Source organism: Mesorhizobium sp. B1-1-7, assembly GCF_006442705.1.
In the GTDB taxonomy this organism is placed as follows: Bacteria; Pseudomonadota; Alphaproteobacteria; order Rhizobiales; family Rhizobiaceae; genus Mesorhizobium; species Mesorhizobium opportunistum.
In genome coordinates this window covers 217736-240814 of sequence record NZ_VFWQ01000008.1, presented here as the reverse complement: position 1 = coordinate 240814, position 23079 = coordinate 217736, and the positions used below count along the sequence as shown (strand labels likewise).

The window sequence follows — 23079 nt, the reverse complement described above, 5'->3', positions numbered from 1 at the left end:
AGCCCGGACGAATACGACAGACTCAGTTCTGATGACGCGATGTTACGCGTGTCCGACTTGACCCTTCAAGGGGCCAATGGCGGCATCGCACTGTGCCTGAAGCGCCGCCGCGATTGGCATCCATCTGCATCAACAACTTTATTGCATTGGCACGCAGATTCTCCAGCTCGACCCAGCCATGACGGACTATCAGTTCGGTCAGGTATCACCGACATTCCACGCAAGCGGCCAGGGCGGCCAAGGGCCAGCTACCGCCGTGGAACCAGGAGGATCGTATTCTTTGACACGTTTTCCCTTCACCGAAGCCATGCCGATCCAGTTTCAGGCGCCGTTGCCGAAGGACGCGGAGGTTGTGATCATTGGCGGCGGCATCATCGGCGTGACAACGGCTTTGTTCCTGGCGCGACGGAACATTTCGGTGACATTGCTGGAAAAAGGGCGCATCGCCGGCGAGCAATCGTCGCGGAACTGGGGCTGGATCCGGCAGCAGGGTCGCGATGCCGATGAACTGCCGATCGTGATCGAAGCGCAACGCCTCTGGTGTCAACTGGCCGAAGAATGCGGCGAAGACATCGGATTGAAGCAGACCGGCGTTACCTATCTCGCGCGAACCGACAAGGAGATGGCCGGCTTCGCCAAGTTCCTGAAGATCGCCGAGATGCATGGCGTAGACACGCGTCTGCTTGACCAAAGCGAGACGGCCAGGCTGATCCCGGCCATGTCGCGTCCCTTCAAGGGCGCGATGACCACTCCATCGGACATGCGGGCCGAGCCCTGGGTGGCGGTGCCGGCACTTGCTCGCCTGGCCGCCCGGCAGGGCGTTACGATCATCGAGAATTGTGCGGCGCGGATGCTCGACATTTCGGCGGGACGCATCAGCGGCGTCTGGACCGAGCAGGGTCGTATCGTCACCTCGAACGTCGTCGTCGCGAGTGGTGCGTGGACGTCGCTCTTCCTGCGCGCACACGGCGTTTCCATCCCGCAGCTCAGTGTCAGGGCAACCGTCGCCGCGACCGAACCCATGCCTGAAATCCATTCGGGTGCCGTCGCCGATGAGCATATCGCATTCCGGCGCAGGCAGGATGGCGGCTACACGCTGGCATCGGGAGGCTCCAGTCAACTCTATGTCGGGCCTGACGCGTTTCGCCACGCGGGCAAATATGTCCCCGCCCTGTTGGCCAATCCTCTTGGCATCCGCTACCTGCCGGCGGCGCCGCGAGGCTATCCGGACAGCTGGTCGACCCCGCGCAAATGGAACGCGGACGAGGAAAGCCCGTTCGAACGGATGCGTATCCTCAATCCCGCCCCCAAAGCCTCCGCGCTCCGCGATATCGACCGCGAATTCACCGCACTTTTCCCGCAGTTCAAGACGGTGCCGCTCAAGGCGAGCTGGGCGGGCATGATCGATGCGATGCCGGATGTCGTGCCCATCGTTGATCGCGCCGCCGAAATTCCGGGTCTCGTTGTCGCCACCGGGATGAGTGGCCACGGCTTCGGCATCGGACCAGGAATGGGCCGCGTCGTGTCCGACCTCGTCCAGGGAAACGAGACAGGACATAGTCTTCACAGGTTCCGTCAATCCCGGTTCAGCGACGGCAGCCCGATCGAGCTTGGACCCAGCCTCTAGATCGTGTCGCAACTTGCTGCCGGTTTGCCGCCAGCGATCGATCTGACGCCCTTCCGGGCGGATAGGTTCTGATCGAGAGCGTGCTGTACCGGCAGGCCTTTCAGTTCTTGCATGGGGAAACGACGTGACCGCGAACACCAATACACAGGCCGCGAACCTAATCGATCCGCAACGCGCCTACGCCGTGCTGATCTGCGATCTGGTCGGCCTGCGTTTCGGGCCTGAGGGCAAGCCCGACCCGAGCGAAGTGCGCGCCCATATCGAAGCCAAGGGGGGCCGCTTCCATCTGTCCGCGCTTGGCGACAAAGCGGGTCTTGAGCATGGCCGCGCGCATTTCTTTTACCAGCCGGACCTCAGCACCCGCGAAGAGCTGATCGGGGCCGCCGGCGACGGGCGCTATGACGCCGTCATCGCCGCCGCGACTTTCCTTCCCGCGGAAACCGTTTTTCCGCTGGCCGGCGTGAGGATCGGTGCCGGCACCGGCAATATGGGCTCGCGCTCCTGGGGCGGCGGCAGCGGCGAGGGCGGCACGGCGGTGCTGATGAACACGCCCGGCATCAACAGCCGCGCCACGGCGCAGATGGTGATGAAGGCGATCCTGAAAGTGCTGCCAGACCTCCCGGTCGACACGCTTCATGAGCGGGTGGCGCGCGGCGCTTTCGACACCGGCAGGGAACTGCGCGATTTTCCGACCGAAAAAATCGAAGGCAAGAGGATCGCGATCATCGGTTACGGCAATATCGGCCGCGAGGTCGCCAAGCTCGCCCGCGCCTTCGGCATGCGCGTGGTGATCCACGCACGGCCGCGGCATCGGGGCTGGGTGGAAGCCGAGGGTTTTGTTTTCGCGCAAGACCTCGGCGATGCGGCTGATGGTGCCGATGTGCTGAGCGTCCATGTCGGCCTGGGCAAGCAGGACGCGCAAACCGGCCGCTACGCCAATGCCGGACTCATCGGTGCGGACGTCCTGTCACGCATGAACAACGGCGCGGTGCTGGTCAATTATGATCGTGGCGAGCTGGTCAACGTAGAGGCCCTTGCCGATGCCCTGAATACGGGGCAGGTGCGCCACGCGGCGATCGATGCCGACCTTTTCAGGGATGCCTCGACCGGCAGTCTCTCCGGCCCGATGCTGCCTTATCTCGATCTCGTCGGGAAGCATGGCGGCAGGCTTGAACTTCTGCCGCATGCGGCGGCCGACACGGACCATCCTTCGCGCGTCGCTGGCGCCAAGCAGGCCGTCGACCAGCTGTTCGATGTCATCTGCCGCAATTCGGTGACGAACGCGAAAGGCACCGTGCCACCCGGCTATCTTTCCCTTGGAGTGACGACGCCCCTTGGCATCGGGCCGGTGACGGCGGATCACATCTTGAAACTGACCTCCAGCGAATGCTCCGAACTGGCGGATGTCTGTGACCGGCAAAGCCGCTTGTGGCAGGCCCTCTCGGACGTCGCACCTGCCGAGCGCGGGGTCGTGGCCGAACAAGGCGAAGAGCTTGTCCGGCTGATCGATCGGTTTTGCCTCCTGGCGGAGAAACTGAATCTCCGCGGGCCTTATCAATAGCACCAACCCGCCGCTGCGGTTGAGGCCTTCTCTCGCGGCTTGCGGAGCAGGGTGATTTCAGCGCCGCTCGCGCATCGCGGCGGCGACTGCCGCGTCCCAGCCCTCGTTCGGTCGGCGAAAAGTCGGAATGCGCTCGGCGACTGGCGGCAACGGTGCAAACGGCTTGTGCGGCTCGGCTTGGTACCAGAAGGCGACCGACGAGATGTCATCGGCGCGCCGGTTGGCGTGGCCGTGCTCGATGCTGACCCGGATGCGTTTGTGGAAGATCACCGGATCCTCGATATGCCATCGGTAAAGCGTCACCGGTTCGGTCCAGTTCGGGCCGCCGGCGGCGATGATGCCGTGATAAGGCGCGGAATAGTCCTGCGTCGGGCACCAGGCAGTGTTGAAATAATCCTCCGTGCCGGTGCCGTGCAGTGTCGGCGGCCAGGCTTCGTTGGCGCCCGCCGAGCTTTCCGCGCGCGGCTCGATGAGTGCCGCCTTCGGGCCGATGCGCGGGTCGGGCTTGCGTACCGTGTCGGGCACCGAGAGGCCGGGCTCGCCATCAATGAAGATCATGTCGTCGCCCTCGCCATACCAGTCCCAGAGCTCGGAGCGGCGACGCGAATAGACGCTGTAGAGCACGCCGACATAGTGGCCGCGGCCCTCGGCCTCGAGGATCGTGTAATTGTCCTTGCCGTCCGTGGTCTCGCCGCCGAACAGGAACTGCTCGTTGGTGAGGCCGGTCTCCGCCATGCCCTGAGGCCGCGCCTGGCGGTATTGCGCATGGAAGCGGCCGAGATCGTCCTCCAGCCGCTCATGCAGCTCGAGGTCGACATAATAGTAGAACAGGAGATCGTCCTCGGCCTCGTTGGTGATCGTCATCTTCATTCCGGCCGCGAAAGGCATTGGGAAATAGCAATTGAAAGCCTTGCCGTCCTCGGGGCTTGCCTGCACCGGCAGGCTGGCGAAGTTCTTCGTGCGGGCGTGACCCATGCCAAAGAAGTCGCCGACGGGGGTCTCGACGCTGGGCTGGTCCTCGCCGTCCCAGTAGGCGCGCAGCACGATCTTGCGCAAAAAACTTTCGCTCTTGCAGGCAAGCGTCGCCCAGATATGGGTGACGATGCCGGCGCCGTCGTATTCGGCGATTGTCACGGTCTTGCCCGGCTCGATGTGCAGGCGGTCGTCATTGCCGCCGGTGCGGTCGTAACTGGAGAAGCGGCGCGTGCTCGCATCGCGCAGCTTGGCGAGGCCGCGCAGCGGTGAAAGTCCGGCTTGGGTCATCGGTTGTTCCTATGCTTGTTACTCACTTGAGGCCGCTGGTCTTGATGGATTCGGTGATCTGCCGCTGGAAGATCACGAACAGCACGAGCATCGGCAGCGCCACGATGGTCGAGGCGGCCATGACATAGTTCCAGGCGCCGGCGTACTGGCTCTTGAAGTTGGTGATCGCCACCTGGACGACCCACAGCCTGGTGTCGGAGGCGACGGTGAGCGGCCACAGGAACGCGTTCCAGTTGGCGAGGAAGAACAGGATTGCCAGCGCGGCCAGGATCGGCCGGCTGAGCGGCAGCACGATCGACCAGTAGATGCGCCAGCGGCTGGCGCCGTCCATGACGGCGGCCTCCTCCAGTTCACGCGGCAGGGAGAGATAATACTGCCGCAGCAGGAAGATGCCGAAGGCATTGAAGATCGAGGGCACGATCAGGCCGGCATAGGTGTTGATGAGGCCGAGCGCCTTCACCAGGATGAACAACGGCACGATGATCACCGGCAGCGACACCAGGAAGGTCGAGAACATGGCGAGGAAGATGAAGTCGCGGCCGGGGAAATTGAGCCGTGCCAGCGCGTAGCCGGCCATCGAGTGGAAGAACAGCGCCACGATGGTGACGGTCGCCGACATGAAGAAGGAATTGGCGAGATAGCGCAGGAAGGGGACTTCGGTCAGCACGTAGAGGAAATTGCCTGTTGTGGGCGAGACCGGCAGGAAGTTCGGCGAGAACACCTCCGGCGCCGGCTTGAAGGCGATGACGAGCATCCAGACAAGCGGGAAGATGGTCATCAGCGCCAAGATGGCCGATATCAGCATCCAGAGGAAACGCAGGATGTGCGTGGAGCCGGCGGCGCGCTTGTCCCGCATGGCGGCATCAGTCATGGTCGAACCGCCCGCCGCGGGTGAGCGCGAACAGCAGCAGCGTGACCAGCATCAGCAGCACCACCAGCAGCGAAGCCATTGCCGAGGCATAGCCGAAAGCGCCGAGCTGGAAGGCCTGCTTGTAGATGTAGACGATCAGTGCGGCGGTGGCGTTGACCGGACCGCCATTGGTCATGACGTAGATCAGGTCGAAGACCTGGCCGCCAGCCGCGGCCATGACGATGGAGACGAGCAGCACGAAGAAGCTGGTCGGTTTGAGCAAGGGCAGCGTGATGTACCAGAAGCTGACGACCGGCCCTGCGCCGTCGATCTTGGCCGCCTCGTAATATTCGCCCGGAATGTCCTGCAGGCCGCCGAGGAAGATCAGCATATAGAAGCCCATCAAGAACCAGACGCTGACGACCACCAGGGTGATCAGCGCAAGGTTCGGGTCGCCGAGGAAGGAGACGGCACCCCAGCCGAGCGAGGCGGCGAGGCGGCCGATAATGCCGACCTTCTCGACCAGCAGGATCTGCCAGACCAGCGCGACCACCACGAGGCTGACCATCTGCGGCGCGAAGAACATGGCGCGGATCACCGTCTCGAAGCGGCCGCCGCGCTGCACGAGCAGCGCCAGACCGAGACCTGAGACATAGAGCGCCGGCACCAGCATGACGGCGTAAAGCACGGTGACGCGCAGTGCTGTCCAGAACAGCGGATCGTTCCACATGCGCACGTAATTCTTGAAGGCGACGAATTTGTACGTGCCGAAACCGTCGACCTCGAAGAAGCCGATACCGAGCGCGAGCAGCATCGGCAGGCCGACGAAGACGAGCAGCCCCAGCGCATCCGGCAGCACGAAGAGATAACCGGCCAGCCAGTCGCGGCGGTTCTTGCGCGAGACTATGGGGCGGTCTTCCTCGGTCGTGGAGGTCAAGGCGGTAGAGGGATAGGTCATGTCGGGTCGGCCCGTTGGCGAACCCTCTCTTGCCTGGAACGCAAGAGAGGCTTCGATGCGAATTCTCCTGAAGGCTAAAGAATAGGCGCTCCCGAGTAGCCGGCCAGGAAGGCGTCGAGCTGCTGGCTGGCTGATGTCGCGGTCTGCTGGGGATCGGCGCCGCCGAGCTGTGCGGCCTGGATGGCGTCGGAGATGATCTTGTAGACCTCGGGCGGCACGCGGGGCTCGGCCCGGGTGCCCGGATAGATGTCCTTGGAGAAGACGCCCATCTTGCCGTTGGTGAAAGCGGCACCGCCGGCAGCGAGCGCGCTGTTGCGCGGCGGGATGTCGCTTTTGGCCACCGTGCACCAGTCCACGACGCGTTGGACCGAGCCCTTGTCCATGGAGGCGAGCGCCCAGGCGCAGAACTGCGCGGCCGCTTCCGGGTTCTTGCCCTTGGCGTTGGCGACGAAGGCCCAGCCGCCGCCAACCGTCACATATTTGCCGTTGGCGGGCGTTGGCAGCCTGAAGATCCCGTAGGGCGTGTTCTTGGCGTTGTTGTCCATGGCCGAGATGCCCCAGATGCCGACATTCTGCATGGCGCAATAGCCGGAGCCGAGATTGGCGACGACATCGAAGCCGCCGCTCAACACCTGGCGTGGTGCGGCACCGGATTTGATGGCGTCCTGCCAGAGCTTCAGCGCCTGGACCGTGGCCGGAGAATCGAACGCACTCTTGCCGTCCTTGCCCTGGAATTCGCCGCCGCCCTGCCACAGGAAGGGATACCAGGTGAAATTCTGATAGTAGCCCGGCGTCGTCTCGAACAGAACGCCGTAGCGGTTGGGCGTCGTGAGCTTCTTGGCGGTTTCAAGCAGTTCGTCCCAGCTCTTGGGCACGTCGTTCTCGTTGAGGCCCGCGTCCTCGAAGGCCTTGACCGAATAGTAGAAGGCCATCGGCTCGACCTCCATAGGCACGCCGTAGATCTTGCCGTCGACCATGCGGTTGGCGATCACGCTTTCCGGGAAATCGGCTCTTACGGCGGCGTCGATGTAAGGTGTCAGGTCGGCCAGCACGCCGCCATTGTAGTAGCGCAGGAAGTCGCCGGGGCTGATGATGAAGATGTCCGGCCCTTCTCCCGACGCAAAGGCCGTGGAGAGCTTCGAGCCGTTCATGTACTCGCTATTGGTCACATATTCGAGCTCGACCTTGACGTCATGGCCGGCGTTCCAGCCGGCAACCATATCCTCGAACCATTTCACCTGCGGCTTCACGTCGCCGCCCGGCGCGTAGAACTGCCAGAACTTCAGTGCCGCGCCCTCGGCGCGGGCGATGCGGTTGATGAAAGGCAAGCCGGCGATGCCGCCGGCGAGGGCAGCACCTTGCTGCAGGATGCGGCGGCGTGTCAGGCCGGATACGATTGGCGAAGTTGGTCGATCAGTCACGGTTTCCTCCCTGTTGATCGTCTCTGGTGAACTTTTCGGGCCGAGTGGTCTCCCGCTGGCTTTCAAACTCCTCACGCCGTGTCGAAGGGGTGGAGGAAGGACGGCACCACTACGGTGCGCGGTTCGCCGGCATAGGCGCCCGAGAGCCTTTCGAGCAGCATCCGCGTCGCCTCCCGAGCGAGGTCGGCCGGGCTGTTGCCGACACGCGTGAGGCGCGGCCGCACATATTCGAGCTGCGGCAGATCCTCGAAAACCGCGACGGCGATGTCGCGGGGCACGACGATGCCGCGGTCGTGAAACGCCGCCAGCGCGCCCGCCGCCATCAGATAGTTGGCAAAGAAGATGGCGCTCGGCAGCGGATCGCTGTGCCGTTCCAGCAGCCAGGCGACCGCCTCGACACCGGAGGGCGGCAGATAGCTGCCGGTGAAACGCAGGTCGGCCAGGGGCGGCGCGCCATTGTCGGCAAGCCCTTTCTCAAAACCTTCGGCGCGTTCCATCGCCTCCCGGAACGAGGTCGGCCCGGTGACGTAGGCGACGCGCCGATGGCCTTTGCGCGCCAGATACTCGCCCATCAGGTAACCGCCGCCATGGTCGTCCAGCCTGACATTGTCGACGGCGCGGTTAGGCAGGTCGCCGATGAAGACGGTAGGGATGTCGATGCCGATCAGCGTGTCATGCATGCCATGCAATGCGAAATCGCCGACGATCAGCGCATCGACCCGGCGGTGCCGGATTTGGCGCAGATACTCATGGCCGTGCTCCTGGCTGTGGCCGCCGGGCACGTCGGTGTTGAAGATCAGCATGTCGAGGCCGACGGCCTCGAACTCGGACTGCGCGGTCTTGACCAGCTCCGGATAGAACGGGTTGCGGATGTCGGGAATGAGCATGGCGACCGTATTGGTGCGCCCGGTGCGCAGGCTCTGGGCCTGCGGGTTGGGTGAATAGCCAAGCTCGGCGATCGCCTTCTCCACCCGCTCGCGCAGTGATTTCGACACGCGGTCGGCGTGGTTGATCACGTGCGAAACGGTCGTCCGCGATACGCCTGCCCGCTCGGCAACCTTGGAGATCGTGCTCATGGAAAGGCACTATTACGCCTTGTGAATGCATTTGCAAATCGATTTTCACAGGAAGTTTGGAAAATTTGGCCTGTGTCGCGGCCTCCACACCGCGACACACGGGTGATGTCCTGTGCGAGAAAATAATGCCCGGACAGCGAGTCCGGAAAATGGGTGACAGGCGGATAGAGCGCCGCTCAGTACCGGGGACCGGCCACCATCCGCGCGACCCGCGTCATGTCGGCGCTCATCTCGCGGTCGTCGTCGAGCGGGCTGACGAGCGCGCGCACCGCGGCAAAGGTCCGCTGCGGCCCTTCGCCCATGCTGTCGACGACGCCGCGCAATTCCACGCCCGTCGCCGCGAAGATCAGCTCCATCGCAACCAGATAGCGCATGCGCTCGACGATCTCGGCTGTCTTGGCCACCACCCGCGGCGCCATCGACGATTGGTCCTCGATACCATCCGAAACGGCAAGCGGGCTGAGCGACATCGGGTTGGCCAGATGGCGGATCTCGGCTTCCAGCGCGGCCAGCGGCTTTTGCAGTTCGGCATAGCCCTGGCGGCTGCCGCCCCTGGCCGACAGGAAGCGCGGCAGTTCGGCAGTTATCGGCGACATGAGCTTCATGCCGCGGTTGGCGATGCCGACTGCGCAATGCGCCAGCGCCTGGCCAAGCTGTTCCCAGGCCAGCGTCATCGCCGTGAGATCGAAATTGCCGTTCGAGATCACCCGCTCGCCCTCGGCCAGGATCACAGGATTGTCGCCTGAGTGGGTCAGTTCGATCTCCGTCGCCAGCCGCGCCTGCTCGAACGCGTGGAGCAGGCCACCCCAGACCTGGGGCACGCAGCGATAGCTGAGCGGATCCTGGAGGCGCCGTGCCGCCTTGTCCTTCCACAGGCCGCTTCCCGCCAGTTCCTTGCGCAGCCGGGCACCGATCTCGCGCTGGCCGAAGGCCGGCCGCGCGGCCAGCGCATGCTCGTCGATCGCGGTGAGGGAAGAACGGAACGCCTCATAGTTGAGGGCCACCGCTGCCAGCGCCCAGTCGATGAGATGCGCGACGTCCTCGAGGCACAGGCAGGCCGTTCCGGTCGACAGGCTGTTGGCGACGATGATGGCGTGGCCGTCCTTCTCGCGCAGGTCGAGCGGCTCGAGCCCGGCCAGCGCCAGCGCTTCGGCGGACGGCATGATCCTGCCGCGGAATTCCGCTTCGCCGTCGCCGCCCAGCGCCCTTGCCATATGGCCGAGATGGGCAAGGTCCGCCGCCCCGATCGATCCCCAGGTGGGAATCACCGGATGGACGCCGGCGTTAAGCGCCGCCACAAGGCCCATCACCACGCGTTCGGAGGTGCCGGTGCCGCCGGCCGCCATGCCTGCGATGCGCGCGGTGATCATCGCCCGTACCGCCTCGGTCGGCAGGGCGGGTCCGATGCCCATGCTGTGGCTGAGCGGCACGCTGTGCTGGAAGGCGATCAGGTCGGCCTGCGCGAGTGGTGTGTCGACACAGGCGCCCAGGCCCGTGGTGACGCCGTACATCGGCTTGCCGAGCTGCGTCAGATGCTCGATGAGGGAACGGCTCGCCCGGATGCGGCGCATCGCCTCGTCGCCCAGCATGAGCCGGGCGTTGCGCCGTGCGATCTCGGCGACATCCGCGACGCCGAGCGGCTTGGCGTCGAGCATTATCATTCGGGCTGTCATTCTCGCCTGTATCCTGTGACCGGAGGCCCGGACCAGCGGCGCGGCGGGCGTCACTGTTTGTGACGGCTTGCAGGCTGGACTGCAAGCCGTTCCCGTTATGGCAGCGGTGGGAGGACGGCAGAAGCGAGGATGCCTGGATTTCCGGAACTACGCCGATCGCTCCGCGACCGCGTCGGGCACCACCACCAGCTTGCCAACGAAATCCTTGGCGATGAAATCGGCCTGCGCGCGATGGAAATCCGACAGCCTGTAGACGCCGCCGACCAGCGGCCGGATTTTTTTCGCCTCGATATATCCGACGATGCGGCGAAAATCGGCGCGCGTGCCCTGGCTCGAGCCGTGCAGTTGCAGCTGCTTGAGATACATGGTCCTGAGATCGAGCTGCACGACCGGACCGGCGATCGCGCCGGCGGTGGTGTAGCGCCCCTCGGGCCTCAGGATGCGCAGCAGGTCGTTGAAGATCGCGCCGCCGACGAGGTCGGCGACCACGTCGATCGGCTTGCCACCGGTTGCCGCGTACACGGCGTGCGGCAGGTCGGCGACGCCACGGGTGATGACAGCCTCGGCGCCGATATCGCGCACCGCCTGCTCCTTGCCTTTGCCGACGACGGCATAGGGGATGGCGCCGCGCGCCCGTGCCAACTGCACGATGCCGGAGCCAACGCCGCCCGAGGCGCCCGTGACCAGCACGCGCTCACCGGCTTTCAGGCCGGCGCGTTCCAGCATCTGTTCGCCGGTAAGATAGGCGCAGCAGAAGGTGGCGAGTTCGACATCGCTCATCTCCGTATCGACGACATGCGCATTCTCGGCCGGCACGGTCTGATACTCGGCGTAACCGCCATCGCGGCCGTGCCCCATATAGTCGATGTCGGCCAGTGAATCGTCGTCGCGGCTATAGATGGAGAAATCGACCATCACCCGTTCGCCGAGACGATCCGGCGGGACGCCTTCGCCGACGGCGGCGATGATGCCCACCGTGTCGGTGCCCTGGACGCGCGGAAAGGTCAGCGTGTTGCCCTGGCGCCGCCAGGTCGACACGGCGGCGGCGTCCTCTTCGGTGCCATAGGCGCCCTGGCGCACCCAGACATCGGTGTTGTTCATCCCGCAGGCGCTGACTTTCACCAGCACTTCGCCAGGGGCGGGGGCGGGCACTTTCACATCGGTGCGGTAGACGAGCTTTTCCGGTCCGCCGTGCCCGGTAAGAAGCACGGCGGCCATGGTGGCGGGAAGGGTTGTGGTCATGGCATTCATGGATCGATTTCAGAGATTGGCAAAAACGCTGTTCACCGCATCGGCGGTCCTGGAGACGACGATGTCGGCTTCTTCGCGGGTCAGGCAGAGCGGCGGCGCAAAACCGAGAATATCGCCCTGTGGCATCGCTCGGCCGATGACGCCGCTGGCGGCAAGTGCCGTTGCCACCTGCGGACCGATCTTCTGCGAGGCGTCGAAGAACACCCGGTCGTCCTTGTCGGCGACGAACTCGACCGCCGCCAGCATGCCGTCGCCGCGCACGTCGCCGACATTTTTGTGGCCGCCGACGGCCTTCGCCAGTTCGGCACGGAAATAGGCGCCGGTCTCGCGGGCATTCGTCACCAGATCCATCTCGTCGATCAGTTCGAGATTGGCGACGCCGGCGGCAACGCAGATCGGATGCGCCGAATAGGTCCAGCCATGGCCGAGCGAGCCGAGCTTGTCGGAACCCTGCACCAGCACCTGCCACATCTTGTCGGCGACGATGACGCCCGACAGCGGCGCATAGGCCGAGGTCAGGCCCTTGGCGATGGTGATCAGGTCGGGCTTGATGCCGTAATGGTCGGAACCGAACATGGTGCCCAGCCGGCCGAAGCCCGTCACCACTTCATCGGCGACCAGAAGCACGTCGTACTTCTTCAGCACGGCCTGGATCTTTTCCCAATAGCCGGCGGGCGGCGGCACGATGCCGCCGGTGCCGAGGATCGGCTCGCCGATGAAGGCGGCGACGGTCTCGGGGCCTTCTGCCAGGATCATCTCCTCGAGCTTGTCGGCGCAATGTTGCGAGAACTGCTCCTCGCTCATCGAGCGGTCGGCGCAGCGGAAGTAATAGGGCGCCTCGGTGTGCAGGATTGGCGCGCGCGGCAGGTCGAAGGCGTTGTGGAAGAGATCGAGCCCGGTCAGCGATCCGGTCATCACGCCCGAGCCGTGATAGCCACGCCAGCGCGAGATGATCTTCTTCTTCTCCGGCCGGCCAAGCACATTGTTGTAGTACCAGATCAGCTTGATGTTGGTTTCGTTGGCATCCGAACCGGAGAGGCCGAAATAGACCCTCGACATGCCCTTCGGCGCGCGGTCGATGATCATCTTGGCCAATGTGATCGAGGCCTCGGTGCCGTGCCCGACATAGGCGTGGTAATAGGCAAGGTTCTTCGCCTGGGTGGCGATGGCGTCGGCGATCTTCTGCCGGCCATAGCCGACATTGACGCAATAGAGACCGGCGAAGGCGTCGATGCTCTTCCTGCCATTGTTGTCCCAGACGGTAACGCCTTCACCGCCGGCCATGATGCGGGTCGGGCTCTCGCCCCGCGCGTGCGTGCCCATATGCGTCGAGGGATGGAAGAAGTGGTCGCGATCCCAGGCGGCGAGTTCGTTGGACTGGTCGAGCATTTTTTTGACTCCTGACGAAAAGGGCGATTCCGATGCAGCTTAGGCTACATCGAGGCAGAGATATTTGAGATCGGTGAAAGCTTCGAGGCCATGGCGCGAGCCTTCGCGGCCGATACCGGACTGCTTGACGCCGCCGAACGGGATCGGCGCGCCGGTAATCTTGACGCGGTTGACGGCGACCATGCCGTAGTCGAGGGCACGGCCGAGACGCTGCTGGCGGGCGCCGTTCTCGGTCACGACATAGGCGACGAGACCGTACTCGGTGGCATTGGCGCGGGCGATCACCTCGCCCTCGCTGTCGAAAGGTGTGATTGCGGCAACCGGGCCAAAGGTTTCCTCGCGCATGATCAGCGCCTCGTCGGGCACATCGGCCAGCAATGTCGGCTGGTAGAACAGCGGCCCGGCCTGATGCCGCTTGCCGCCGACGAGGCAGCGCGCGCCGTGGGCGATGGCATCGGCGACCTGCTCCTCGACCTTGGTGACGGCGCGCTCATGCATCAGCGGCCCGATGTCGGTTTCCTGCATAAGGCCGTTACCGGTCCGCAATGCTTCGATGCGGCTGGCGAAGGCGGCGCAGAAGCGATCATGGATCGGGCGCTGGACATAGATGCGGTTGGCGGCCAGGCAATCCTGGCCCGAAGTGGCGAATTTGGCGTCGATGGCGATGCTCACCGCCTTGTCCAGATCGGCATCGGCAAAGACGATCAGCGGTGCGTGGCCGCCAAGCTCCATCACCAGCCGCTTCATCGTCGGCGCACTCTGCGCGGCGATCAGCCTGCCGATTTCGGTCGAACCGGTGAAGCTCATGGCGCGAACGCGCGGATCCTCGCACATGCGGCCGACAATCGTCGCGGCCTTGCCGGTGATGATGTTGAAGACGCCGGCAGGCAGACCGGCGCGCTCGCCGAGTTCCGCCAGCCCCAGCGCCGACAGCGGCGTCTCCGAGGACGGATGCGCAACGATTGTGCAGCCGGCGGCCAGTGCCGCCGCCGCCTTGCGGGTCAGCATGGCCGATGGAAAATTCCACGGCGTGACGACACCGACGACGCCAAGCGGTTCGCGCCGCACCATCATTTCCGCGTTCGGCAGATGGCTGGTGACGCTTTCCGCGTTGAGGCGTTTTGCTTCCTCGGCGTACCACTCGACGAAGGAGGCGGCATAGTCGATTTCACCAATCGACTCCCGCAGCGGCTTGCCCTGTTCCAGCGTCATCAGCAGGGCAAGATCGTCTTTCGCGGCGATGATCAGCTCGAACCATTTCCGCAGGATTTTCGAGCGCTCTTGCGGCAGCAGCGCCCGCCAGGCCGGAAAAGCGCGCGCCGCGGCATCGATCGCTTTTGTCGTCTGGCGCGCGTCGAGCGCGGTCACGAAGGCGACGGTGGCGCCGGTGGCCGGATCGGTGACCTCGAAGCTTTCAGCGGCCTCGCTTGCCGTCCAGTGGCCGTCGACATAGGCGAGCTCGCGCAGCAGCCGGCGATCGGCAAGGCGGTCGAGCGCTTCATGGCGATGCGAGCGGGCAAAATGCGCGGACATGGTCGAAGCCTCCCGGTTCGGTCTGATGCGGGGAGATTATCCATCGCGGGCAGACAGAGAGGCTGTTTGGATGCACGCTGATAGAGAGAGTCTCTCTATTGCGGCGGTCGGGCAGACGATCTCTCCGCGCTACGACGATGCCGGCAAAAGGTCGGCTATCGGAAGCGCTATCTCGTCCTTCACCGTCTTGATGACGATGTAAGTGAAGTAGCGGTCGATGCCGATCTCGCGATCGAGCAGGCCATCGACCAGCCGCTGATAGGCGTCGATGTCGCGCGCCATCACCTTCAGCACGTAGTCGACACCGCCGCCCACCGACCAGCAGGCAACGATCTCGGGGATGTCACGGACGACGCGTTCGAAGCGGTCGAAATCGGCCTGGCGATGGCTGGCCAGCGTCACCTCCATCAGCACGGTCGCGACGGGCGCCACGACACGCATGGCGATCCGGGCATGGTAGCCCGAGACGATGCCCGCCTTCTCCAGCTTGCGCAGCCGCATCCAGCATGGCGTGGGCGACAGGCCGACCTGCTCGGCCAGCGCCAGCTTGGTGATACGGCCGTCGCGCTGGATGGCGTCGAGGATTTTGAGATCGATCGCGTCGAGTTTCGCAGCAGTCATCACGGCCCACTTTTTCGTCGCCAGTACCATGACGGCGCATTATTTCGATTGTCAATTGCACTGATTTCGATCTCTAATAAGTCATGACATTGTGGCAACCCGATCCCGCTCTCATCCGGCGGCCGGCCTATCAGTCGCTGGCCGACCAGTTCGCGCGCGCCATTCATGACGGGCGCCTGGCCAATGGCGCCCGGCTGCCGACTCATCGCCGGCTGGCCGACGATCTGAAACTCTCGGTGCAGACGGTCAGCCGCGCCTATGAGGAATTGATCCGGCGCGGCCTGATTTCGGGCGAGATCGGCCGCGGCAGTTTCGTCCAGACGCAACGCCGCGAGCCGGAGCCGCCCTATCTGCCCGAACGCCTCGGCGAGGTCATCGACCTCTCGATCCTGAAGCCGGTCTGCGAGCCGATGCATCTGGAGCGGCTGAAGCAGGCACTGGCCTGGCTGGCCGAGAACCTGCCGTCGAGTTCGGCACTGTCGTTCCGGCCCAACATGGTGTTTCCACGTCACCGTGCGGTGGCGGTCGAATGGCTGAAGCTGTGCGGCCTCGATGTCTCGCCGCAGAACATCAGCCTGACCAATGGCGCCACCGCCGGCATGACCGTGGCGCTGATGAGCGTTGCGCCGCCGGGGTCGACGGTTGCCACGGAGGCGATCGGCCACCACACGCTGGTGCCGCTGGCCCGGTATCTCGGCTTCAACCTCGAAGGCCTGCCCATCGACGGCAATGGCCTGATTCCCGAAGCGTTGGACGAAGCCTGTCGGCTCTCCGACATCCGCGCGGTGTTCGTGCAGCCCTCGGTGATCAACCCGACGGCGACCCTGATGGACGCGCGGCGGCGCGAAGAGATCGCGGCGGTCGCCCGCAAGCACGACATCGCCATCATCGAGAACGATGTGCTGGGTCCTCTGGTCGAGGATCGGCCGCCGCCGGTCGCCGCTTTCGCCCCGGAGCGCACGCTCTACGTCACGTCCTTCACCAAGATCGTGGTGCCCGGCCTGCGCATCGGCTATCTCGCCGCGCCCGACCGCTATGTCGCCGCCGTCGCCAACCGGCATCTGGTGTCGAACTGGATGGCGACGCCGCTGGTGGCCGAGATCGCCACCAAATGGGTGGCCGACGGCACGGCGATGGAGTTCGTCCGCTGGCAGCGTGCGGCGTTGCGGCGGCGGCTGGACATCGCGGCGGAAGTGTTGGCGGGGGTCGAATATCGTGCCCGGCATGACGGGCTGCACATATGGCTGGAGCTGCCGGCCGATCGGGCCGAGGAAAGCTTTGTCGCCCAGGCGCGGCTGCGAGGCGTGGCGATTGCGCCGGGTACATCCTTCCGCATTTCGGATGCGCCCTGGCATCCGGCCGTGCGTATCTCACTGGGTTCGACCACGGAAGGGGAACTGCGCGCCGGCCTCGGCGTTGTCACAAAGCTGCTGCTTGGCGATCCGGAACATCTGCTGCTTGCAATCTGAGCACGTCGCCCAAGAAGGGCGAGCCGTTTTGGGATGATGACGTGCACAAAAAATCAGCCGCGACTGATCGGAAAACATGCGCAATCGGAATAATTGTCATGATATTATTTTCCCGATTGACATGATTTGGCGCGTTCCGCATCGTTAAGGGCACAGGCTTCTCCAACACGGGGAAATTCATTTGTCCGCATCCATACCCATCATCAAGGTCGATGCCATTTCGAAGAGCTTCGGCACCTTCAAGGTGCTGGACGGCCTGTCGATGCAGGTCATGCCGCGCGAGAAGCTGGCGCTGATCGGGCCCTCCGGCTCCGGCAAGACGACGATCCTGCGCATCCTGATGACCCTGGAGCGCATCGACGGCGGCCACATCCAGATCGAGGGCGAACAACTCTACCACATGGAACGCAACGGTCAGCTGCTGCCCGCCGACGAACGGCATCTGACCCGGATGCGCCAGAAGATCGGCATGGTCTTCCAGCTCTTCAACCTGTTTCCGCACAAGAGCGTCATCGACAATGTGACGCTGGCGCCGATGCTGACCAAGGGCACGCCGCGCGCCGCCGCCGAGAAGCGGGCGATGGAACTGCTCGACATGGTCGGCATGGCCGACAAGGCCAAGGCCATGCCGGCGCAACTGTCCGGCGGCCAGAAGCAGCGTGTGGCGATCGCCCGCGCGCTCGCTTTGCAGCCGAAGATCATGCTGTTCGACGAAGTGACGTCGGCGCTTGATCCGGAACTGGTCGAGGAGGTGCTCAACGTCTTGTGGCGGCTCTGCGCCGAGACCGACATGACAATGCTTCTGGTTACGCACGAAATGGGTTTCGCCCACGATTTCGCCGACCGGGTGCTGTTCTTCGATCGCGGCAGAATAGTCGAGGAGGGCAAGCCCGACGATATTTTCCGCCATCCCAAACAGGAGCGCACGCAAGGCTTCCTGAAGAAGATCATCGCGGCCGGACATCGCGTCTGACCGTTATGCCCCGGGACGGTGAAGCCGTCCCGAAATCAACCAGAAACGGGCGGCGCTGCTGCCGCAACCAAACCAAGAAAACGAAACAAGGAGTTGGGAACAAATGAAGAAATTTGGCATTCTGGCCGGCGTCGCCGGTCTTGCGCTGACCGCGGTGCTGGCCGCCTCGACCGCGGGTTCGGCCGACGACAGCAAACTCGAACAGCTCAAGTCGCAGGGCTTCGCCCGCCTCGCCATCGCCAATGAGCCGCCCTATACGGCCGTCGCCGCCGACGGCAAGGTTTCGGGAGCGGCGCCCGACGTGGCGCGCGAGATCTTCAAGCGGCTCGGCGTCGCCGACGTCGTCGCCTCGATCTCGGAATATGGCGCCATGATCCCCGGCCTGCAGGCCGGCCGTTTCGATGTCGTCACCGCTGGTCTGTTCATGAAGCCGGAGCGCTGCGCCGCGGTCGCCTATTCCGAGCCGGTGCTGTGCGATGCCGAAGCGATGCTGGTGAAGAAGGGCAATCCGAAAGGCTTCAAGAGTTACGAAGACGTCGCCAAGGACACGTCCGCAACGATCGGCGCGCCCGGTGGCGGCACTGAAGAAAAGCTGGCGCTCAATGCCGGCGTGCCGCGGGATCGTGTCATCGTCGTGCCGGATGGCCAGAGCGGCCTGAAGATGGTGCAGGACGGCCGCATCGACGCCTACTCGCTGCCTGTCCTGTCGATCAACGATCTGATGAAGAAGGCCAATGACCCCAGCCTCGAAGTCATCGCGCCGGTGCAGGGCGCGCCGGTCTATTGCGACGGCGCCGCCTTCAAGAAGGGCGACGAGGCGTTGCGCGATGCCTTCGACGTCGAACTCGCCAAGATGAAGAAGTCGGGCGAATTCGCCAAGATCATCGAGCCCTATGGCTTCTCGGCCGCGGCCGCGATGTCGACGACACGCGACAAGCTCTGCGCGGCGAAGTAGCGCGCACTTTTTCCTTCTCCCCGTTTACGGGGAGAAGGTGTCACGAAGTGACGGATGAGGGGCGGCGCCGAGTTTGGAGAAGCCAGCGCTGGCCCTCATCTGCCTGCCGGCTTTCCTCACTCGAAAAGCCAAGCAATTGGCTTTTCGTCCGCTACGCGAACCGCTCCTCGACTCCCCGCGAACGGGGAGAAGGATCTTAAAACCAAACGTTGGAACCTCTAATCGAATGACCCAGTGGTCCGGCTATTTCGGCCTGATATTGCAGGGAGCGCTTGTCACCATCGAGCTGACGCTGATGGGGTCGGTGCTTGCCCTGGTCATGGCCTTTCTTGCCGGCCTGGGGCGGCTGTCGCGCTTCTTTGCGCTGCGCGCGCTGGCCACCGCCTATATCGAATTCTTTCGCGGCACCTCGATCTTCGTGCAGTTGTTCTTCGCTTATTTCGTGCTGCCGCTGGTGGGCTTCGAACTGACCCCGCTGCAGGCGGGCGTGCTCGCGCTCGGCCTGAATGTCGGCGCCTATGCCGCCGAAGTGGTGCGCGGCGCCGTACAGTCGATCGGCCGCGAACAGCATGAGGCCTGCATCGCGCTCAACCTCGGCCGCTGGCAAGGCTTGCGCCACGTCATCCTGCCCCAGGCGTTTCTGGTGATGCTGCCGACCTTCGGCAACAACGCCATCGAACTGCTGAAGGCCACATCGGTCGTCTCGCTGATCTCGCTTGCCGACCTGACCTTCCAGGCGCAGGTGGTGCGCGCCCAGACCGGCAACACAATGGTGCCCTTCACCACCATCCTGATCATCTATTTCATCCTGGCGCTGCTCATTTCGTGGGGCGTGCGCTCGCTGGAGCGCCGCATGGCGCGCGGCCTCGACGGAGTGCGCGTCTGATGGCCGGGGTTTTCTGATGGAATGGGATTGGGATTTTGTCCGGCAGATCCTGCCGACGCTGATCCAGGGGGTGAAGATCACCATCCTTGCGACGCTGCTCGGCTCGGTGCTGGCGGCGATCGTCGGGCTCGGCATCGCGCTGGCGCGCCGCTCGCCCAACAAGGCATTGTCCCGCACCGTCGGTTGGGCGGCCGAATTCATCCGCGGCACGCCGCTTCTCGTGCAACTCTACTTCATCTTCTACGTGCTGCCTGACATCGGCATCCTGCTGCCGCCGCTCGTCGCCGGAGTCATCGGGCTCGGGCTGCACTACGGCACCTATACGGCCGAGGTCTACCGCGCCGGCATCGACAATGTGCCGCGTGGCCAGTGGGAGGCCGCCAAGGCGTGCAATCTCAGCGGCAGGCAGACCTGGAGCCACATCATCATACCGCAGGCCATCCCGCCGATGATCCCGGCACTGGCCAACTATTTCATCGCCATGTTCAAGGAAACGCCGCTCCTGTCGGCGATCACCGTGCTGGAACTGATGAACCAGGCGAAAAGCGTCGCCAATACCTACTATCGCTATATCGAGCCGATCACGCTGGTTGGCGCTTTCTTCCTCGCCATCAGTCTTTGCTCGGTTATCCTGCTGCGCTGGCTGGAACGCCGCTACGGCAAGATCGAGAGATAATTTGATGAAACCCTTACCCGAAATCAAGGTCGCGCCCAACCGGCCGACGCTCGAAGACCGCCCGATGGCGCGCCGCGTCGGTCTCATCATCCTGGCCACGGATCACACCAGTGAGCCGGATTTTCGCCGCATGGTGGCGAGCGAGCGCATCGGCGTCTATGTCGCGCGCATTCCCTACGCCAATCCCACTACGCCGGAGAATCTGCGCAAGATGCAGCCGGCGCTGACGTCGGGCGCGGCATTGATCCTGCCCGACGAGCCGCTGGACGCCATCTGCTATTCCTGCACCTCGGCCTCGGTGGTGATCGGTGATGCCGAGATCGAGGTGGCGATTCAAGCCGCCAAGCCCGGCGTTCCCATCGTCACGCCGCCGATGGCTGGCGTGCGCGGGCTGCACGCGTTCGGCGCGCGCCGGATCAGTATTCTTACGCCCTACACGGCCGAAACCTCCAGGCCGATGGCGGCCTATTTCGCCTCCCGTGGCTTCGAGATCGCCAGCTTCACCTGTCTCGGCTTCGAGGACGACCGCGAGATGGCCCGTATTCCCCCGACAGAGCTTGTCGATCTCGCGCGCGAAGCGACGCACGCGCAGTCGGACGCACTGTTCGTCTCCTGCACGGCGCTGCGAGCTGCGCTCGCGGTCACCGGCATGGAACAGGCGATCGGCCGCCCAGTGGTGACCAGCAATCAGGCGAGCGCCTGGAACTGCCTGCGCCTTTGCGGTGATGAGACAGTCCATCCCGAATTCGGCCGTCTGATGACGCTGCCCTTGCCCCGCGATTGACGATCATGGCGACAGTCACTCTCAGCGATATCCGCGCCGCGCGCGAACGAATTGCCGGCAAGGTCGAGCGCACGGCGACTGTGCGTTCGCTGGGTCTCTCCGAACAACTGGGTGTGCCGGTTCACCTCAAGCTCGAGCACCGCCAGACCACAGGCAGCTTCAAGCTGCGCGGCGCTTCGAATGCCGTCGCTTCGCTGAGTGCCGCGGAGAAAGCGCGTGGCGTCGTCGCGGCCTCGACCGGCAATCATGGCCGCGCGCTGGCGCACGCCGCGAAGCTCGAAGGCATGCGCGCGGTGATCTGCATGTCACGGCTGGTGCCCGGCAACAAGCTCAACGAAATCCGCCGGCTTGGCGCGGAGGTCCGCATCATCGGCAACAGCCAGGACGATGCCCAACAGGAGGTCGAGCGGCTGGTGGCGCAAGAGGGCCTGGTCATGCTGCCGCCCTTCGACCATCCCGCGATCATAGCCGGGCAAGGCACGCTGGGGCTGGAGATGATCGACCAGGTTCCGGATGCCGCGCTCGTGCTCGTACAGCTCTCCGGTGGTGGCCTGGCCTCGGGCATCGCCGCGGCCGTCAAGGGAGTCAGCCCTGGTACGAAAGTGATCGGTGTTTCGATGGCACGCGGCGCGGCGATGAAAGCGAGCCTCGATGCCGGCCGGCCGGTGCCGGTGGAGGAATTGCTGACGCTGGCGGATTCGCTCGGCGGCGGCATCGGCCTCGACAACCGGCTGACCTTCGCCATGTGCCGCGACCTGCTCGACGATGTGATCTTGCTTGGCGAAGACGAAATCGCCGAGGGCATCCGCCATGCCTATGCGCAGGAGCGTGAGATCGTCGAAGGCGCCGGCGCGGTCGGTATCGCCGCTCTGCTCGCTGGCAAGGTCAAGGCGGACGGGCCGGTGCTTGTTCTGCTTTCGGGCCGCAACATCGACATGGACACGCACCGCAAGATCATCTGCGGTGACGCAACGATGGAGCGCGCCGCATGAGCCGCATGACGATCCTCACCGAGAAGGAACTGCGCCAGATCGTGACGCTGGATCTCGACGCCGTCGCCTGCGTCGAGAATGCTTTTCGCGCGCTCGCCACCTTGCCGGTGGCGATGCCTCCGATCCTGCGCCTCGACATCCCCGAGCATCGCGGCGAGGTCGACGTGAAGACCGCCTATGTGCCCGGCATCGACGGCTTCGCCATCAAGATCAGCCCCGGTTTCTTCGACAATCCGAAGCTCGGCCTGCCCTCGGTCAACGGCATGATGGTGCTGCTGTCGGCCAGGACCGGCCTGGTCGAAGCGCTACTGCTCGACAATGGCTATCTCACCGATGTCCGCACGGCTGCCGCCGGCGCGGTCGCGGCCAAGCATCTGTCGCGTCCCGATGCATCTGTCGCCGCGATCTTCGGCGCCGGCGTGCAAGCCGGACTGCAGCTCGAAGCGCTCAAGCTCGTGCGGCCGATCGCCGAGGCTCGCATCTGGGCGCGCGATGCCGCCAAGGCAGTGGCAACCGCGGCCGCCTTGAGTGAGAAACTCGGCATTGTCGTTCGTGCCGAACCCGACCCGGCTGAGGCCGCGGCCGGCGCCGACATCATCGTCACCACCACGCCCTCCACCGAGCCGCTGATCAAGGCCGGCTTCGTTTCCGCCGGCCAGCACATCACCGCCATGGGTTCGGACGCCGAGCACAAGAACGAGATCGCACCGGCGATCCTGCGCATGGCCGATCTCTATGTCGCCGACAGCGCGCGCCAGACACGACGGCTTGGCGAACTCCACCATGCCATCGCGGCGGGCGTGATGGCAGCTGATGCCGAGGTGACCGAGCTTGGCCAGATCATCGCCGGCGCAATGCACGGCCGTCGCTCAGCCAGCGACATCACCATTGCCGACCTGACCGGCACCGGCGTGCAGGACACGGCGATCGCCACGCTCGCCCGCGACCGGGCGCGGACGGCGAAATCCGGAACCATTTTCGAAAGCTGATGCTGGCCGCAGGAGCATGGATCCGGAAAAGCGGAAACCGGTTTTCCGAGAAGATCGTGCTCGAACAAAAAGTTACCTGGAGCCGGATTCAACCAGGTTGAAACAGGCTCCAGGCCCAACAAACGAGGACCA

20 protein-coding genes are annotated in these 23079 nt (G+C 64.4%); 10 read left to right on the top strand and 10 right to left on the bottom strand.

Annotated features, from left to right (window positions below; all coding sequences use genetic code 11):
• Window positions 1–280 precede the first annotated feature (280 nt).
• Both FJ978_RS15860 and FJ978_RS15855 read left to right on the top strand, forming a co-directional pair.
• Window positions 281–1627, top strand: a complete 1347-nt coding sequence (locus FJ978_RS15860) for an FAD-binding oxidoreductase (RefSeq protein WP_140572856.1) — start codon at window positions 281–283, stop codon at window positions 1625–1627.
• 124 nt (window positions 1628–1751) lie between these two features.
• Window positions 1752–3188, top strand: coding sequence for a 2-hydroxyacid dehydrogenase (locus FJ978_RS15855; protein WP_140572855.1), 1437 nt, complete (start codon window positions 1752–1754; stop codon window positions 3186–3188).
• Between the two features lie 57 nt (window positions 3189–3245).
• Here the strand turns inward: FJ978_RS15855 and FJ978_RS15850 are convergent, their stop codons facing one another.
• The 10 genes from FJ978_RS15850 to FJ978_RS15805 form a co-directional block, all read right to left on the bottom strand.
• Window positions 3246–4451, bottom strand: a complete 1206-nt coding sequence (locus tag FJ978_RS15850) for a glycoside hydrolase family 172 protein (RefSeq protein ID WP_140572854.1) — start codon at window positions 4449–4451, stop codon at window positions 3246–3248.
• A 22-nt stretch (window positions 4452–4473) separates the two neighbouring features.
• Window positions 4474–5322 carry a carbohydrate ABC transporter permease gene (locus FJ978_RS15845; RefSeq protein WP_181180410.1) on the bottom strand — a complete coding sequence of 283 codons (849 nt, stop codon included), beginning with the start codon at window positions 5320–5322 and terminating at the stop codon, window positions 4474–4476.
• Window positions 5315–6259, bottom strand: coding sequence for a sugar ABC transporter permease (locus tag FJ978_RS15840; protein ID WP_140572853.1), 945 nt, complete (start codon window positions 6257–6259; stop codon window positions 5315–5317). The genes FJ978_RS15845 and FJ978_RS15840 overlap by 8 nt, the downstream gene beginning before the upstream one ends.
• Window positions 6260–6333: 74 nt before the next feature.
• On the bottom strand, window positions 6334–7680 hold the full coding sequence (locus FJ978_RS15835; RefSeq protein WP_140572852.1) for a sugar ABC transporter substrate-binding protein: 1347 nt from the start codon (window positions 7678–7680) through the stop codon (window positions 6334–6336).
• A gap of 71 nt (window positions 7681–7751) precedes the next feature.
• Complete coding sequence (locus FJ978_RS15830) at window positions 7752–8756, bottom strand: LacI family DNA-binding transcriptional regulator (RefSeq protein WP_140572851.1); 1005 nt, start codon at window positions 8754–8756, stop codon at window positions 7752–7754.
• Window positions 8757–8932: 176 nt separating this feature from the next.
• Window positions 8933–10429, bottom strand: a complete 1497-nt coding sequence (gene hutH / locus FJ978_RS15825; RefSeq protein ID WP_140572850.1) for a histidine ammonia-lyase — start codon at window positions 10427–10429, stop codon at window positions 8933–8935.
• 147 nt (window positions 10430–10576) lie between these two features.
• Window positions 10577–11680, bottom strand: coding sequence for an alcohol dehydrogenase family protein (locus FJ978_RS15820; protein ID WP_140572849.1), 1104 nt, complete (start codon window positions 11678–11680; stop codon window positions 10577–10579).
• 9 nt (window positions 11681–11689) lie between these two features.
• Entirely contained in the window at window positions 11690–13069 is a 1380-nt protein-coding gene (locus FJ978_RS15815; protein ID WP_140572848.1) for an aspartate aminotransferase family protein, read from the bottom strand.
• A gap of 39 nt (window positions 13070–13108) precedes the next feature.
• Window positions 13109–14602, bottom strand: a complete 1494-nt coding sequence (locus FJ978_RS15810; protein WP_140572847.1) for an NAD-dependent succinate-semialdehyde dehydrogenase — start codon at window positions 14600–14602, stop codon at window positions 13109–13111.
• A gap of 129 nt (window positions 14603–14731) precedes the next feature.
• The gene (locus FJ978_RS15805; protein ID WP_140572846.1) at window positions 14732–15223 is read right to left on the bottom strand and encodes an Lrp/AsnC family transcriptional regulator; all 492 of its coding nucleotides are present in this window, start codon (window positions 15221–15223) and stop codon (window positions 14732–14734) included.
• Window positions 15224–15306: 83 nt separating this feature from the next.
• Here FJ978_RS15805 and FJ978_RS15800 point away from each other — a divergent pair, with 83 nt between their 5' ends.
• From FJ978_RS15800 to eutC, 8 genes are all read left to right on the top strand, one after another.
• Window positions 15307–16692, top strand: a complete 1386-nt coding sequence (locus tag FJ978_RS15800) for a PLP-dependent aminotransferase family protein (RefSeq protein ID WP_140572845.1) — start codon at window positions 15307–15309, stop codon at window positions 16690–16692.
• 181 nt (window positions 16693–16873) lie between these two features.
• Window positions 16874–17665 (top strand): ectoine/hydroxyectoine ABC transporter ATP-binding protein EhuA, encoded by a 792-nt coding sequence (gene ehuA / locus FJ978_RS15795; RefSeq protein WP_140572844.1) that lies wholly within the window; start codon window positions 16874–16876, stop codon window positions 17663–17665.
• Window positions 17666–17768: 103 nt separating this feature from the next.
• Window positions 17769–18620 carry an ectoine/hydroxyectoine ABC transporter substrate-binding protein EhuB gene (gene ehuB / locus FJ978_RS15790; protein WP_013896968.1) on the top strand — a complete coding sequence of 284 codons (852 nt, stop codon included), beginning with the start codon at window positions 17769–17771 and terminating at the stop codon, window positions 18618–18620.
• Window positions 18621–18846: 226 nt separating this feature from the next.
• Window positions 18847–19506 carry an ectoine/hydroxyectoine ABC transporter permease subunit EhuC gene (gene ehuC / locus FJ978_RS15785; protein WP_140572843.1) on the top strand — a complete coding sequence of 220 codons (660 nt, stop codon included), beginning with the start codon at window positions 18847–18849 and terminating at the stop codon, window positions 19504–19506.
• Between the two features lie 16 nt (window positions 19507–19522).
• Window positions 19523–20182: an ectoine/hydroxyectoine ABC transporter permease subunit EhuD gene (gene ehuD / locus FJ978_RS15780; protein WP_013896966.1), complete on the top strand. Its 660-nt coding sequence runs from the start codon at window positions 19523–19525 to the stop codon at window positions 20180–20182.
• A gap of 4 nt (window positions 20183–20186) precedes the next feature.
• Window positions 20187–20966, top strand: a complete 780-nt coding sequence (gene eutA, locus FJ978_RS15775; RefSeq protein WP_140572842.1) for an ectoine utilization protein EutA — start codon at window positions 20187–20189, stop codon at window positions 20964–20966.
• A 5-nt stretch (window positions 20967–20971) separates the two neighbouring features.
• Window positions 20972–21958 (top strand): hydroxyectoine utilization dehydratase EutB, encoded by a 987-nt coding sequence (gene eutB, locus FJ978_RS15770; protein WP_140572841.1) that lies wholly within the window; start codon window positions 20972–20974, stop codon window positions 21956–21958.
• On the top strand, window positions 21955–22947 hold the full coding sequence (eutC, locus tag FJ978_RS15765; RefSeq protein ID WP_140572840.1) for an ectoine utilization protein EutC: 993 nt from the start codon (window positions 21955–21957) through the stop codon (window positions 22945–22947). The genes eutB and eutC overlap by 4 nt, the downstream gene beginning before the upstream one ends.
• Window positions 22948–23079 lie beyond the last annotated feature (132 nt).

Excerpts from the sequence above, each read along its gene's own strand:
- FJ978_RS15810 (WP_140572847.1), bottom strand. The coding sequence starts at position 14,602 with ATGTCCGCGCATTTTGCCCGCTCGCATCGCCATGAAGCGCTCGACCGC.
- FJ978_RS15845 (WP_181180410.1), bottom strand. The coding sequence starts at position 5,322 with ATGACTGATGCCGCCATGCGGGACAAGCGCGCCGCCGGCTCCACGCAC.
- FJ978_RS15820 (WP_140572849.1), bottom strand. The coding sequence starts at position 11,680 with ATGAATGCCATGACCACAACCCTTCCCGCCACCATGGCCGCCGTGCTT.
- eutA (WP_140572842.1), top strand. The coding sequence starts at position 20,187 with ATGAAACCCTTACCCGAAATCAAGGTCGCGCCCAACCGGCCGACGCTC.
- eutC (WP_140572840.1), top strand. The coding sequence starts at position 21,955 with ATGAGCCGCATGACGATCCTCACCGAGAAGGAACTGCGCCAGATCGTG.
- FJ978_RS15850 (WP_140572854.1), bottom strand. The coding sequence starts at position 4,451 with ATGACCCAAGCCGGACTTTCACCGCTGCGCGGCCTCGCCAAGCTGCGC.
- FJ978_RS15840 (WP_140572853.1), bottom strand. The coding sequence starts at position 6,259 with ATGACCTATCCCTCTACCGCCTTGACCTCCACGACCGAGGAAGACCGC.
- ehuD (WP_013896966.1), top strand. The coding sequence starts at position 19,523 with ATGGAATGGGATTGGGATTTTGTCCGGCAGATCCTGCCGACGCTGATC.
- FJ978_RS15830 (WP_140572851.1), bottom strand. The coding sequence starts at position 8,756 with ATGAGCACGATCTCCAAGGTTGCCGAGCGGGCAGGCGTATCGCGGACG.
- FJ978_RS15805 (WP_140572846.1), bottom strand. The coding sequence starts at position 15,223 with ATGACTGCTGCGAAACTCGACGCGATCGATCTCAAAATCCTCGACGCC.
- ehuC (WP_140572843.1), top strand. The coding sequence starts at position 18,847 with ATGACCCAGTGGTCCGGCTATTTCGGCCTGATATTGCAGGGAGCGCTT.
- FJ978_RS15800 (WP_140572845.1), top strand. The coding sequence starts at position 15,307 with ATGACATTGTGGCAACCCGATCCCGCTCTCATCCGGCGGCCGGCCTAT.
- ehuB (WP_013896968.1), top strand. The coding sequence starts at position 17,769 with ATGAAGAAATTTGGCATTCTGGCCGGCGTCGCCGGTCTTGCGCTGACC.
- hutH (WP_140572850.1), bottom strand. The coding sequence starts at position 10,429 with ATGACAGCCCGAATGATAATGCTCGACGCCAAGCCGCTCGGCGTCGCG.
- eutB (WP_140572841.1), top strand. The coding sequence starts at position 20,972 with ATGGCGACAGTCACTCTCAGCGATATCCGCGCCGCGCGCGAACGAATT.
- FJ978_RS15815 (WP_140572848.1), bottom strand. The coding sequence starts at position 13,069 with ATGCTCGACCAGTCCAACGAACTCGCCGCCTGGGATCGCGACCACTTC.